At 38.5% G+C, this 13,912-nt stretch carries 10 protein-coding genes; 2 read left to right on the top strand and 8 right to left on the bottom strand.

Annotation, left to right across the window (positions count from 1 at the left end; translation table 11 throughout):
- Positions 1-14 precede the first annotated feature (14 nt).
- From AACZ88_RS13805 to AACZ88_RS13780, 6 genes are all read right to left on the bottom strand, one after another.
- The gene (locus AACZ88_RS13805; RefSeq protein ID WP_339711387.1) at positions 15-1,385 is read right to left on the bottom strand and encodes a TrpB-like pyridoxal phosphate-dependent enzyme; all 1,371 of its coding nucleotides are present in this window, start codon (positions 1,383-1,385) and stop codon (positions 15-17) included.
- A 691-nt stretch (positions 1,386-2,076) separates the two neighbouring features.
- Positions 2,077-4,569, bottom strand: a complete 2,493-nt coding sequence (locus AACZ88_RS13800) for a ribonucleoside-diphosphate reductase subunit alpha (RefSeq protein ID WP_339711384.1) — start codon at positions 4,567-4,569, stop codon at positions 2,077-2,079.
- Positions 4,570-4,714: 145 nt separating this feature from the next.
- Positions 4,715-5,704, bottom strand: a complete 990-nt coding sequence (locus AACZ88_RS13795) for a ribonucleotide-diphosphate reductase subunit beta (protein ID WP_339711381.1) — start codon at positions 5,702-5,704, stop codon at positions 4,715-4,717.
- A gap of 946 nt (positions 5,705-6,650) precedes the next feature.
- A complete protein-coding gene (locus AACZ88_RS13790) occupies positions 6,651-7,013 on the bottom strand; it encodes a hypothetical protein (RefSeq protein WP_339711378.1) in 363 nt (120 codons plus the stop codon).
- Between the two features lie 291 nt (positions 7,014-7,304).
- Positions 7,305-7,658, bottom strand: coding sequence for a hypothetical protein (locus tag AACZ88_RS13785; protein WP_339711375.1), 354 nt, complete (start codon positions 7,656-7,658; stop codon positions 7,305-7,307).
- 29 nt (positions 7,659-7,687) lie between these two features.
- The gene (locus AACZ88_RS13780) at positions 7,688-8,542 is read right to left on the bottom strand and encodes a DUF4412 domain-containing protein (RefSeq protein ID WP_339711373.1); all 855 of its coding nucleotides are present in this window, start codon (positions 8,540-8,542) and stop codon (positions 7,688-7,690) included.
- 275 nt (positions 8,543-8,817) lie between these two features.
- On the opposite strand from AACZ88_RS13780, the gene AACZ88_RS13775 reads away from it, so the two are divergent.
- Both AACZ88_RS13775 and AACZ88_RS13770 read left to right on the top strand, forming a co-directional pair.
- Positions 8,818-9,372, top strand: a complete 555-nt coding sequence (locus AACZ88_RS13775) for a sigma-70 family RNA polymerase sigma factor (protein WP_339711371.1) — start codon at positions 8,818-8,820, stop codon at positions 9,370-9,372.
- Positions 9,365-10,093, top strand: a complete 729-nt coding sequence (locus AACZ88_RS13770; RefSeq protein WP_339711369.1) for a hypothetical protein — start codon at positions 9,365-9,367, stop codon at positions 10,091-10,093. The genes AACZ88_RS13775 and AACZ88_RS13770 overlap by 8 nt, the downstream gene beginning before the upstream one ends.
- A 19-nt stretch (positions 10,094-10,112) precedes the next feature.
- Here the strand turns inward: AACZ88_RS13770 and AACZ88_RS13765 are convergent, their stop codons facing one another.
- Positions 10,113-12,995, bottom strand: coding sequence for a CHAT domain-containing protein (locus tag AACZ88_RS13765; RefSeq protein WP_339711366.1), 2,883 nt, complete (start codon positions 12,993-12,995; stop codon positions 10,113-10,115).
- Positions 12,996-13,055: 60 nt separating this feature from the next.
- Positions 13,056-13,700, bottom strand: a complete 645-nt coding sequence (locus tag AACZ88_RS13760) for a hypothetical protein (protein WP_339711364.1) — start codon at positions 13,698-13,700, stop codon at positions 13,056-13,058.
- Positions 13,701-13,912: the final 212 nt, after the last annotated feature.

The raw sequence follows: 13,912 nt of genomic DNA, 5'->3' as shown, positions 1-13,912 counted from the left end.
TATCCTTCAAATCCCTAATCCGATGGTATCTCCGGCGTATTCAATTTTGCAATAGAGGCATTGATTTCTTCCTGTGAAAGTTCATGCTTAACAATTTTACCATCAAAATAATCGTCATAGGCCTTCATATCAAAATTTCCATGGCCACATAGATTGAACAAAATAGTTTTGCTCTTTCCTTCTTTTTTACATTTTTCTGCTTCTGCGATCACTGTTGCAATACCGTGGGTAGCTTCGGGAGCAGGAATAATGCCTTCAGTCTTAGCAAAGAGTACACCGGCCTCAAAAACTTCTAAATTATTGTGGGCAACGGCTTCTATCAAATTATCCTTCAACAATTGGCTAACGATGACCCCAGCCCCATGGTAGCGCAATCCGCCTGCATGTATTGGTGCAGGAACAAAATCATGCCCTAGGGTGTACATTGGCAATAAGGGCGTCATACCACCAGTATCCCCAAAATCATAACGAAATACACCGCGTGTCAATTTGGGGCAAGAGGTAGGCTCACTGGCAATACAGCGTATATTTCGACCCTCTTCAAAATTCAATCGCAAAAACGGAAATGCCAGTCCCGCAAAATTCGATCCCCCTCCAAAAGGAGCAATAACTATGTCGGGCATGTCACCTGCCTTTTCCATTTGCTTAATAGCTTCTTGCCCAATAATCGTTTGGTGCAGTTTCACATGGTTCAGCACACTGCCCAAAGCATATTTTGTATCCTCGCGCTGGGCGGCCATTTCAACAGCTTCGGAAATAGCAATTCCCAAAGAACCAGGACTCTCTAGATTTTGCGCCAATATCTTTCTACCGGCCTCGGTCATATTAGTCGGGGAAGCATAAACATTAGCTCCCCAAGCATTCATCATCGATTTTCTATAAGGTTTATGGTGATAAGAAAGTTTTACCATATAAACATCACACTCGAGACCAAAGTGTTGACAGGCGAAACTAAGCGCACTACCCCATTGCCCAGCACCAGTCTCCGTAGTAATCCGTTTCACACCTTCCATCTTACTATAATATGCTTGTGGAACAGCGGTATTGGGCTTATGTGAGCCCGAAGGGCTTACCCCCTCATATTTGTAATAAATCTTGGCAGGAGTGTCCAATGCCTTTTCTAGCCCGTGAGCACGATACAAGGGTGTTGGTCGCCATAACGAATAGATATCCCGAACTTCCTCAGGAATGGATATATATTTGTCGGTACTCATTTCTTGCGCTATCAATGCCTTTGGAAACAAGGGTTCAAGTGCCTCGGGGCCCAATGGTTCTAAAGTACCCGGATGCAACGGCGGCAAGGGCTTGTTGGGCATATCAGCTACAATGTTATACCAGTTTTCAGGAATTTCATGTTCCTCAAGTGTAAATTTACGTTGCTTCATACTCAATTGTTTTAATGAAATGGAATCTAAATATAAGGAATGTGAGGCTTATTTTTAGACATGTCACAGCCCATTCCATTAAAAATAAAAGTATCACACACCGCGGCTTCTGACTAAAACCTGCCCCAAGAACAACAACCCATGGGTTGAGCGACACAAATACTACAGCCATTACTATTGATTCTTGAACCGTCTCCTTTTAGCGTAAATCTTATAAATCAACTCCAAATCCCACATTTCACAAATTTTAACACGGTTTTTTGTCAAATATATTTTATTCGACATCTATAGTCTGTCGTTTACACGTATATTATTATATACTTCAAAAGTTTTAAAGGCATGGACAATTATTTAACTATCTTACTTATTTATATTGCGGCATATACTTTATCGGTGTCGCTAAGGCCTTATATTAAAAAATAAAATACCATCGGTTTTCATTTAATTCGCAATACACTTTCTCACGGTGTATTATGCATCTAGTTGACCTATATCAAGTTTACCTTCCGTCAAAAAAATACCTTTCCTTGATTTATCATTCACGCAGTTGTGCATACTCTTTACCATCAAACTTAAATGGACCGATATACCACATATTTGTATGTGGTGCCGTGGAAGTAAAGCATAAAAAACCCCAGTATGTCTACTAGGGTTTTTAATCAATAAAACAATTATCGTTTGATGCTAGAAATTAAGACCCGCACATTAGACAATCGTCATCTGCTTGGCCTTCTTTCGCTCGTGCAATCATTTCACGCATTTCTTCTGCACTCATCGGTTGTATGTCTGACTCGACGGTGGCCTGAGGTGATTCTGAAATCGCCGTAGGCTTTACTTCTATCGCTTTAGCGGCAGTGGGGGAAACAGAAACAACTTCAGCTTCTGCAGTTACGCTCACCGGCACTTCCTTTTTCTTCGTATTATCTAAAGTAAATTTGATGGCATCTACGGCAGCCTTCGTACGTAGGTAATACATTCCCGTCTTCAATCCACTTTTCCAAGCATAGAAATGCATAGAGGTCAATTTTGAGTAGTTTGCATTTTCCATAAACAAATTCAATGACTGACTTTGGTCAATGAAGTAACCACGCTGACGGCTCATATCGATAATATCTTTCATACTTAACTCCCATACTGTTTTATAGAGTTCCTTGATATCTTCTGGAATATTATCAATATGCTGTATAGAACCGTTGGCCCGCATCAACTCTTGCTTTAAGTTCTCGTTCCACAGGCCTAAATTCACCAAGTCTTCCAACAAGTGCTTGTTTACAACTATGAATTCACCAGACAGTACCCTGCGTGTATAAATATTAGATGTGTAGGGCTCAAAACATTCATTGTTACCTAATATTTGAGAAGTAGAGGCCGTTGGCATCGGTGCTACCAATAGTGAATTGCGTACACCATGTTTTTTGACACTTTTCCGAAGTTTGCCCCAATCCCATCTTCCAGAGAGCTCTTCGTCTTTTATACCCCAAAGATTGTGCTGGAATTCACCTTGTGATATAGGTGATCCTTCATAAGAAGAATACACTCCTTCTTCTTGAGCCATTTCCATAGAAGCGGTAACCGCGGCAAAATATAAGGTCTCAAAAATCTCTTGGTTCAATTTCTTGGCTTCATCGCTAGTAAAAGGCAAGCGCAACATAATAAATGCATCAGCAAGCCCCTGAATACCCAAACCTATAGGCCTATGGCGCATGTTTGAATTTTCAGCTTCCTTTACCGGATAATAGTTTCGGTCTATAACGCGATTCAAGTTCTTAGTAACCCTTTTGGTTACACGGAATAGTTCTTTATGATCAAACTTCCCTCCTTTGATGAACATTGGTAAGGCAATCGACGCCAAGTTACATACCGCAACTTCATCTGGAGAGGTGTACTCCATTATCTCAGTGCAAAGATTGGAAGAACGAATGGTACCTAAATTCCGTTGGTTACTTTTACGGTTGGCCGCATCTTTATAAAGCATATAGGGTGTACCGGTCTCAATTTGCGACTCCAATATTTTTTCCCAAAGCTCTCGAGCCCTTACCGTCTTACGACCTTTGCCTTCAGCCTCATATGCTAGATATAATTCTTCAAACTCTTCACTGTGATGGTTAAAAAGTCCAGGACATTCATTAGGACACATCAAAGTCCAATCCTCATTGGCCTCTACCCTTTTCATAAACAGATCAGGAATCCACATCGCATAAAAAAGGTCACGAGCTCGCATTTCTTCCTTCCCATGATTCTTTTTCAAATCTAAAAAGTCATAAATGTCGGCATGCCAAGGCTCTACGTAGATTGCAAAACTTCCTTTTCTTTTCCCTCCTCCTTGATCAACATAACGCGCCGTATCGTTATATACTTTTAGCATAGGTACAATTCCATTCGAGGTTCCATTGGTACCCGCAATGTATGATCCCGTCGCTCTCACGTTATGAATAGATAATCCGATGCCCCCTGCCGATTGCGAAATTTTAGCGGTCTGCTTCAACGTATCATATATTCCGTCGATGCTATCATCTTTCATCGCCAAAAGGAAACAAGAAGACATTTGTGGCTTCGGGGTTCCTGAATTGAACAACGTCGGTGTTGCATGTGTGAAATACTTCTTTGACATAAGTTCATAGGTCTCAATAGCCGCTTCGAGGTCATTCAAATGAATCCCAATAGAAACACGCATCAACATATGCTGCGGTCGTTCGGCAATATTACCGTTCAACTTCAAAAGATACGAACGCTCTAAAGTTTTAAACCCAAAATAATCGTAGCCAAAATCACGATTGTAGATAATCGTCGAGTCTAATTGCTCAGAATTCTCAGAAATCACCTTATAAACCTCATCAGACAATAAAGGGGCCTTCTTGCCTGTTCTAGGGTTCACATACTCATACAAATCTTTCATAGTTTCAGAGAAAGACTTTTTCGTATTTTTATGTAAGTTGGACACGGAAATTCGTGCAGCCAATTTGGCAAAATCAGGATGCGTAGTGGTCATGGTAGCCGCAATCTCAGCCGCCAAGTTATCAAGTTCAGAAGTTGTTACCCCGTCGTATAACCCCTCAATAACACGCATGGAGACTTTGATAGGATCCACCAGTTCGTTCAGGCCATAACATAGTTTTCTTACCCTGGCCGTGATTTTATCGAACATCATCGGCTCTTTTCTTCCGTCTCTTTTTAATACATACATAGTTTCTGAATTAAGGTTTTTATAATCAAGTAATTACGACACAGCATACTACTCAACTCTGGGGTTTCGATTTGTTTTTTCCTATAAGGAAGACATCTTAAAAAGATGCCTGTTAGTCCATTTTCACGCAAGCATAGAGTCTCGACTAAAAATCAGCGTCAAAACTTATTTTCTGAGAATCTTCGTCCTTTTCTTTATTGTTAAGAACTCCGGCTTTTTGATATTCTGACACACGTTTCTCAAAGAAATTGGTCTTTCCCTGAAGCGAAATCATATCCATAAAATCAAATGGATTCGTTGAATTATAGACTTTATCACATTCGAGTTCAACTAATAGACGATCCGTGACAAATTCTAAATACTGGGTCATAAGCTTAGAATTCATTCCGATAAGACTCGCAGGAAGCGATTCTGTTATGAACTCCCGTTCTATATCAAGAGCGTTTGTCAAAATATCAGTAATTCGTGCTTTGGGCACTTTGTTCACCAAGTGTTTGTTGTGCAGATGCACAGCATAATCACAATGCATACCCTCATCACGGGAAATTAGTTCATTGGAGAACGTCAACCCAGGCATCAACCCTCTTTTCTTCAACCAAAAAATTGAACAAAATGCACCTGAGAAAAAGATTCCCTCTACAGCGGCAAAAGCAATCAATCGTTCTGCGAAACTAGGAGAATCGATCCATTTTAAGGCCCAATCGGCCTTCTTCTTGATCGCCGGAAAATTCTCGATAGCCTTGAACAAGATATTCTTTTCCTTTTCGTCTTTCACATAAGTATCAATCAAGAGCGAATACGTTTCAGAATGAATATTTTCCATCATGATTTGAAAACCGTAAAAGAATTTAGCTTCGGCATACTGCACTTCACTAACAAAATTTTCTGCAAGATTCTCATTTACAATTCCATCGGAAGCCGCAAAGAAAGCCAAGATATGTTTGATGAAATATTGTTCATCACCACTTAATTTGTTCTCCCAATCGGTAAGATCTTGATGAAGATCTATCTCCTCAGCAGTCCAAAAACAGGCCTCACATTTTTTATACCAATCCCAGAGATCATGGTGTTTGATAGGAAAAATCACAAAACGGTCTTCGTTTTCGGCTAAAATGGGTTCTACTGCTGTTGACATGATGCTATTATTTTTGTTTTCTTTTTTACTTGATTATTTCGCCCAAAAATCGATTGCGTTTTTCATTTCTCTTGCCTTACACTTCCATTTTTTTAATAAAGTGGAAAAGACAATTGGTATGTGCAATTAAATTTAACCTTCGATAAGTTAGGGTGAAAATTACCTCACTGTCGGGATTAACAAAGATGGAAAATTATAGGCGATCCGGAAAGAGGATTCCGGCATTAAGAATACAAAGTTTTTAACACGATCTGTTGAAATGTAGCTTGGCAAGTGATGTTCATTGACCTTTCGGAAAGCGTTGATATTTTAAAAAAAAGGACTTTAAAAGAACAAACCAAAAAGTATATAATAAGATACTTTTTGGTTTAAAATATTTTTGCGCTTTAGGCGCCATAGGTCTCAGGTGCTATTTGACCACCTCAACACTTTACAAAAGCGTTAATACACTATTACAAAGCAATTTACAAACCCATTCTTGATTCTACAACAGACCGCTATAATTTGCCCCTACTTATACTATACGTCACATATTTTAAAGTAACAACCCTCTTAACTAGGTAAGTGCCATGCTTAAACAAGAAATAAGGCTTAGAAAAGCAATCGTAAGTAATACAACATAAGTTACAATAGACTTCATGATTTGTGGTGTTTGCTGTTAATGTAAAAACATTAAGGATTAAACTTCAGTCTAGGGGCTCTCATACGTTTAGAATACTAATCAAACTCAACAATGTTCACCCTCCTTAATTCGAATACCAAGGTATCAAACCTTGTGCCAACATCTTTTGGAATTGTATAATCGGCATCAAATTTTGTATCGATTGCGTATAAGCAGCCACTTTCAAAAAAACAGGTTATTTCGATTTGGCAATTGTATCAAAAACATTACCTGCTGCAGAAGGTGATGTGAGAGACTCCTATGATTATCACTCAGATCCCGCATCTATACGTTCTTAAACCATTTTTCATATTTCTTCCCCAAGATTGGAACAGATTTTTCTTTTTCGTTGATGGCGTTCATTAAACCAACTATCCACATATAAAGAAGTACGAATATTCCGAGCATGTTGATAATCCAACCCAATATGGGAATGACACCAATAATACTTAGGGCAAGTCCGGTGATACAAAGACCTAAAGACTGCCGAATATGATAGCTGGCAAACTTCAACTTTTTATCATTGTTCATAAGAAAGGCAATGATTAGCCCGATAAATGTGATATAGGCAATTATAGCGGTTTTTTTCGATTCTTCATTTACAGTTGCCGCTTCGGCTTCCTGCGATTTTGTTTTAGTAATTTCCATTTTTATTGTTATAAATTTTTAAGTGATTTAAACTTTTAAGATTGGTAATTCTTTCAGTTGTGTCGGTCAACTTTTTCAAATTTAATTTTTGTACCATCGCCCAAGTTTTATCAGGATTCAAGTTCACTGCGCTGACCATCACCCCGAACCGTTTATCGTATATAAACTAAACTGAAGTGCCGTCTCATTTTGCCCTTTATAACAGGTCTGTTGCGCATGAATCTCAACCGCTCGTCTTGACCAAAATATTTCAGGGTACTACGACATGCTATTATGGTTTTTTTAAAATTCTCAATCACAGCTCTCTTCATCAATATCGGCCTTTGCCTCATTTATGGCCCGGTCTATCTCGGCCCTACTTGTATTGGGAACACAGTCATAAATGTCATTGAGGGCGTTCAGATAAGATGTTGCAGCGTTTTTGTAATTCGCACAATTTGTTTGGTTTGGTTCTTCACTATAGGTAGTGGCAGCATTCGACCACGCTTGTAACTCATCGGCATATTGTGCAGCCCAATTTCCACCAAAACAGTTTCCACTGGGATTCAAAGGGCTGTCTTTGCTACATCCACTTATGAATGAGACCATTGCAACACTACACCCGATCAAAAGAAGTCTTGTTTTCATTTCTTTACTTGTTTTCATGATTTTAAAATTTGATTATTATTACGCTATTATTTTTGCATTTGCATCTGTAGAAACTCATATTGGGAAACATCGATTAACAAGGGTTCCTTTTCTAAAGCCACACAGCTCATCTTAACATTCTGTTTCTGTTTCTTTTTATTATGAAAATCCATTTCCATCATTAGGCTATTGTCGCCAATTTTCGCTAACCATCTGGAATCAAAACCCTTGGGCATCTGTTTAGAGTTGCTACCACTGTACAGGCTATTGAAGCTAACCGGAGTATCAAAGGCCACGTACATGATCATTCTTGTGTCTTCATTTTCCATTTGAAAGCCTTGACATGTAAAGCCAAGAATTTGCTTCGTGCCGATCTCTTTGAACTCATAATCGCTTAAATTGTTATCTTGTGGGGCTTCGCCGACCACATCAGGATTAGACATTACGGTACCTGTTTTTCTCCCATCATTGTTCATCAATATGGTGGTCAGTGATAGTGTTGGGTCAATTATCATGAGCATATTGCTCATTGCGGTTGCACCTTGTGTAATTTCAGGTCTACTACCAAAGGCGCCTCCCCCTTCCGATAAGAAATAATGAAATTTCATATCCCCCTTTTCGTGTGACATCTGTAAAGTATAGCGCCAATCGAATTCATATGATTTTGGCAAAGAGGAAGGGTCAACATTGGATCGGCCCATTGCTCCGAAATCCATATTAAGAATATCATCTAGGGCTTGATCGGTTTTTTCAGAAGCTTTTTCCTCTGTTTTCTTTAATACGGTACGCTCTGCCGCTTTCTCAGCACTTTTGGCAATCTTTTTAAAGAATTGAGCCTGAGTGTTCATTCCTATCAATAGAAATAGAATAATTGTCACCGCACTACTTTTCCTTTTTTTCATTTTTCTGATTTTTGTGTTCTTATTCATTTTTTTAAGCTCAATCTAACATGGACTTCCAACTAATCATATAAGAAATGTAACCTAGTATGCAAGAGATGTAACATGCTATAAAAAACCTACTTTAAAAAATGTTTTTTCAACTGACTTATTAGGCATTTTACATACATATTCCCTGTATCTTACACACATTAGTACCTAACATTTAAAAAGGTCAACATCGCGGATAAAAAAATATATATTTAAGGGATGTTTACCTTTGTACTAACCCGACACTAATGAATGACCGGCAGTTGATAACCCAATTGAAAAAGCGGGACAGAAATGCGTTAAAAGATGTATATCGCGAATACAAGACCGAATTTTTCAGGTTTGCTTCTCGATATACTAAAACAAATGACACGCTAGAAGATATTTTTCAGGATGCTATTATAGCACTCTATGAAAACGCTCTAGCCGGAAAGCTTGACAACTTGAATAGCAGTCTAAAAACCTACCTATTCAGTATCGGAAAGTTTATGCTCTTCAAAAAGTTTAGGGATGCCAAGGAAATAACCACTGACGAGACCTATATTTTTGACCAAAGAGAAAAAGCAGTGATGTATGATGTATATGAAGATGAAGGCCCTAGTGAATACCAAAAAAAAATGGTAGCAGGTTTTAAAAAATTAGGGGATAAGTGCCGTGAAATTTTAGAGTTGTTCTATTTACAAGGTCTAAAATTGGAAGAAATTGTGAGCATACAGGACTACGATAACAAAAACGTGGTCAAAAGTCAGAAATCACGCTGTCTGAAATCATTAAAAGAGCTAATTCAATATAACGATGGATAAAGACGAATTGATTAACGGACATTTAGAAGGGTCCCTCTCCGATAATCAATTGGAGGAATTCGAACTTTTGCTCAAGACGGATGCCACATTCGCCTCAGACTTTGAGTTTCAAAACGAACTGCGAACTGCATTGAAAAAAAATGAACGTCAAGAAATTAAAACACTATTCAACGGTCTTACCCCCGAAGAAGGAACCCCACAAACCAAGGTTATACCAATGCGACCATGGTTGGTGGCCGCTTCGGTCGCTTTATTGATCGGACTTGGTTCTTGGCTTTTGTTCTTCAACAATGCCGACGTGAATACCGACCAGTTGTACGCTGCCAATTTTGCGCCTTACGAGAACGTTGTACACCCCATCGAACGAGGCGAACAACTAGCTGATCTTAAGACCAGGGCATTTACGGCCTACGAGAATCAAGATTACCTGTTGGCACTCGAACTCTTTAAAGAGCTGCAAATTGAACAGAGTGATTCTTATATTGATTTTTATGAGGCTGTCGTGCTGATGCAACTGAACAGACACCAAGAGGCCGCTTCGTTATTGGAAACCTATATCAAAAATAACGGCCAGCTAAAAGATAGGGCCAGGTGGTATTTGGCACTTTCCTTCCTTAAACTCAAAGCTATAGCAAAAAGCAAAAATCAATTGCGACAACTTGTTGACCAAAAAGGCTTTAAACAAGAAGCGGCAAAAGAGCTATTACAAAAAATCGATTAGCCGCGGCTTGTAAATTTCATCACCTTTTCATGTTTATTTTAATATTGTAGGTATTTCGATTACGACGAAAAAAATTTCTCCTCCCAACAATATAAAGAAGAAGAACTCCCAATGTCATAATACCCATAACGGTATATTCCCAAAAGTGATCGGCACTTATGGGGGAAACATCTCCTGAAACGACAAAAGCAGCCCAATAGTAAGGGTGTTTCAATAAATCATCATCGGTACTTGCTAGATATTTAAGCTTTGCTTTTCGCAAGGCCTCCGATTTACCCAGTCCGTTACTTAGCCCTTCATAAAAGTACCCCATAAGCTTTGCACTGCTTTTATCGTTTATTTTCCAAAGGGTATTGACCAATGATTTTGCCCCTGCATAATAAAAGCCTTTTGATAGGCTTAGCATGCCTTGCCCTTTTTGTAGTTTTCCGATACCTGTCTGACAAGCACTCAAGGTCACCATATCGGCACCCAGGGTAGTATTATAAAGGTCTTTAATATAAAGAATGTTACTCTCGCTGCTATCTTTACCCTGACTAAAGGCTAAATACGAATAATCAGGATATTCATCATTGGCCGAGGCATGGGTTGCCATGTGAAATATATTGAAATTTGAGGTTTTTGTTAAGAAATTAGCCAAGGTGGCCTTTTCGTCTATAACCGTTTGGGTATTGTAGTACGTGCCAATTTTCGCTACCTCATCAGCGTTATACAACAGTTTTCCGAATTGTCGGTCGGTTTTTGATACTACAGCATCGTTAAAACTAGGGGCAAAAGCCAAGACCTTGTTCTTTTGGGTAGATTTTTTTTCATTAAGCCCACTAAGGGAGGCTACCGAATTACCGTAACCGATACGCTTTGTTTTTAATAGATAAGACCCATTTTCACGCAAAAGATCAAATGGTAGGTAATGAAGTTCTCCATCGGGAATTATAGTCAAATCCGACGCCTTGAAATCTTTCAAAGGTTCTTTTAGAATTTTGTCGAAAAGGCGCCCTCCCAAAACCGCAATTTTTTCTTCCGACCCACTTATTGTTGGTTTGGAAATTAAACTGTAGAAATTTCTGATATCTGCCCTATCAGCTTCAGAAAAAGGGAGCTTCATAAAGTCTTCCTGTTTATTGTTGAGCACAATAGCATACAAATAATTATCGGTCATTGTAAAGGATATCATCGTATTCCCATGATTAAGAACGGTATTGCGTATTGTCGAAAAATCAATGGTCCGATTACCATATTTCAAATTGTGGTATTTAGGATATTTCTGTTTCAATGTATCCAAAAAGCCATAGTACTGCTGCTTTAAGGTAAAAAGCTGGTCTGAAAATTCGCTTGTACCGCCGGTGGTATCGAAAATTTCCTTTTCAATATGGGTGATCTCTGCTCGCAGCTGCGCCTCTTTATCCAATACTTGTTGGGGCACATCACCATATTCAGTAGCTTGAGTGTTTCGAAGGGCTTCTAACAAAACAAAATCCTTGTTTTTTTCGGCAATATTCAGAGCTAGCTCTAGAACTTCGGGCGAATGTTCTTTTTGATAGGCCATAAATGCAACCCCCATCATACGATGAAAAATAGGATATACATCTTCAATCAAATACTGTTTGTTAAGCTTGCTTTCAAATTCCACTTTTAGGAGATCAAAAGTTTTAAGAATATGCCGGCTTGTTCCAACGGCCGCCTTTAAATCGGCAGTGCTGTTTGTCAACGTATAATTTTCAGTAAGTAGTTGTAATCTTATATCAAGTAAATCGAGAAATTGTATTTTTGAAAAAACCTCTTCTGGATCAAGGTTGACTGAAGTAGTAGTTGTTTTTATAGTATTTCCCGCCGAAGCAAATGCTTTTTTTAGCGTGTCCAACCCTTTTTGAAATTTATGTTGTTTTAAGTATAGCTTAGCAATCTTACCATAGATTTCCGCTACATCTTGATGTGGTAAATTTTGACGATAGTTTTGATAAGCTTTCAACGATTTTTCATAATTTTCTAATGCTAGATCATAGCTTTCCTTTCCTAAAAAGGTATCAGCATATAGTACGTTAATTTCTTTCAAAAAGGGATTATCCGTCTCGGGAACTAGGTCATTTTGCTCCAAAACAGCTAATGCAGCGTCATAATTACCTTGTTTTATATAATTCTTTGCCAAAAGAATATAAACCGATAGAAAGTTGTTTTTGAAACGGGGATTGTCAACTTTAGGCCGATAAAACTGCAGTGCCTCCTCCAATAATTCATTGGCCTTATCGGTCTTGCCTTGTTTTTCATAAACTTGCGAGAGTAATTTTTTCGTATTGAATACGGCTGATTGCCATTCTCCAATACTATCTTTATATTGGTTTATGAATTCTAGGTCTCGTTTATAGTAAAACTCGGCTTGTTCAAACCTACCGGTATGGTTATAAATTAACCCAAGAAAACTATAGATTGCCGACAGGGTATCTATATCAAGAGCGGTAAGTGACTCATGGGATATCAGATTCAACTGGGCATACAATATCAAAAAAAACTTTTGAGCCTTCGCATACTCTTTTAATTTATAATGGAAGTTGCCCTTATCAAAAAGCAACCGATTTCTAAAGTCTTGAACAGCAACTAAACTATCGACCCGCTCGTCATAACTGAGCAAAGAATCCATACGTTGAAGATTGCGTCTGTATCGTCTTAAATCATAAAAATTACTGTTTGCGTTGATCAGATAGCTCAGACTACCCAACACGTAATCTAACTTACCCTGTTCAGTGGCCAAAGCAATGGTCTTTTCATAATAGAAGTAGGTACTGTCTTTATTGACATAATGAAAGTTCAGTGCTTGCTCGAAAGCTTTGTCTATATTCGCTTGCCCTTGCGACCAACATACCTGGCCGCATAAAAAAACCCACACTATGTTTTTAATATATTTCATATAGGAAAGCCCTTCACACTTTAGAATGCAAAGGACTTAATTTAATAAAAATAGATTTAGTCAATTTTTGTAAACAGGAACCTCTATAACAATTCCTTGGCCATAGGTTCGATTTTTAAGAGTTTCAATGAGCATAACCGCTTCTCCGGTAAAATTGCCCCTGATATCCATAATCATTTTCCCGTCACCTTTTCGAGTTACTTCACCTCCCTTGGCCACAATTCGATTGCCTTGGCGAATTATTACCTGAACCTGTTCCAAGCCATCGGTAACCTCAATTCCCGAGTATCCTGTAATATTGAGTTTTTTGGGCACACAATCGCTTTCTGGATTGTCGAAACAACCTCGTGGAGGCCTTGGAGGCCATTTACCTCCTTTTGGCATCTTAATACTTACCAATCCACTTTTAAAATCGTTGAGTTCCGACTCTTTCCTCTGGGCTGCTTCCAATCTTGGCATAAGGCCCTTCCGTCCCCTGTTGATATCAATAGCTTCCTTTAATTCAGAAATCTCTTGTTTAACGAGCGAAAGACTTTGCATTGCCCCTATTTTATAAAGTTCCAGCCCATTTAAATATTTGGTTTCCTGTACCAAGGAATAACTAAAATTTGTAGCAATCAGGTTTTCCTCTGGTAACTCTTCTTCAGAACAGGATAACCCGAAGAGTATTAAAGTAATCACGACTAAATAGTTCATCATTTTCATAATTTATGGTTTTATACTTGTTGGTGTCTCAATTTTGAAAAAGTAAACATGGACTTTAACTCTCTTAAAAGAATCAGACTCACATCTATCTACTAAAAGATTGGAAAAATAATAGCTAGCAAGAAGGGTTTAAGAAGTTATGTGCCAATTGTAAAGTTTTCTGTACAAACCGTAATCTAAACATGGGATCTACTAAATTTTATGAATTAAAA

This window comes from uncultured Kriegella sp. (assembly GCF_963975415.1).
Lineage (GTDB): Bacteria > Bacteroidota > Bacteroidia > Flavobacteriales > Flavobacteriaceae > Kriegella.
Note: the sequence above shows the minus strand (reverse complement) of the source record. Positions and strands in the feature narration are given on the sequence as shown.

Excerpts from the sequence above, each read along its gene's own strand:
- AACZ88_RS13805 (WP_339711387.1), bottom strand. The coding sequence starts at position 1,385 with ATGAAGCAACGTAAATTTACACTTGAGGAACATGAAATTCCTGAAAAC.
- AACZ88_RS13800 (WP_339711384.1), bottom strand. The coding sequence starts at position 4,569 with ATGTATGTATTAAAAAGAGACGGAAGAAAAGAGCCGATGATGTTCGAT.
- AACZ88_RS13795 (WP_339711381.1), bottom strand. The coding sequence starts at position 5,704 with ATGTCAACAGCAGTAGAACCCATTTTAGCCGAAAACGAAGACCGTTTT.
- AACZ88_RS13790 (WP_339711378.1), bottom strand. The coding sequence starts at position 7,013 with ATGGAAATTACTAAAACAAAATCGCAGGAAGCCGAAGCGGCAACTGTA.
- AACZ88_RS13785 (WP_339711375.1), bottom strand. The coding sequence starts at position 7,658 with ATGAAAACAAGTAAAGAAATGAAAACAAGACTTCTTTTGATCGGGTGT.
- AACZ88_RS13780 (WP_339711373.1), bottom strand. The coding sequence starts at position 8,542 with ATGAAAAAAAGGAAAAGTAGTGCGGTGACAATTATTCTATTTCTATTG.
- AACZ88_RS13775 (WP_339711371.1), top strand. The coding sequence starts at position 8,818 with ATGAATGACCGGCAGTTGATAACCCAATTGAAAAAGCGGGACAGAAAT.
- AACZ88_RS13770 (WP_339711369.1), top strand. The coding sequence starts at position 9,365 with ATGGATAAAGACGAATTGATTAACGGACATTTAGAAGGGTCCCTCTCC.
- AACZ88_RS13765 (WP_339711366.1), bottom strand. The coding sequence starts at position 12,995 with ATGAAATATATTAAAAACATAGTGTGGGTTTTTTTATGCGGCCAGGTA.
- AACZ88_RS13760 (WP_339711364.1), bottom strand. The coding sequence starts at position 13,700 with ATGAAAATGATGAACTATTTAGTCGTGATTACTTTAATACTCTTCGGG.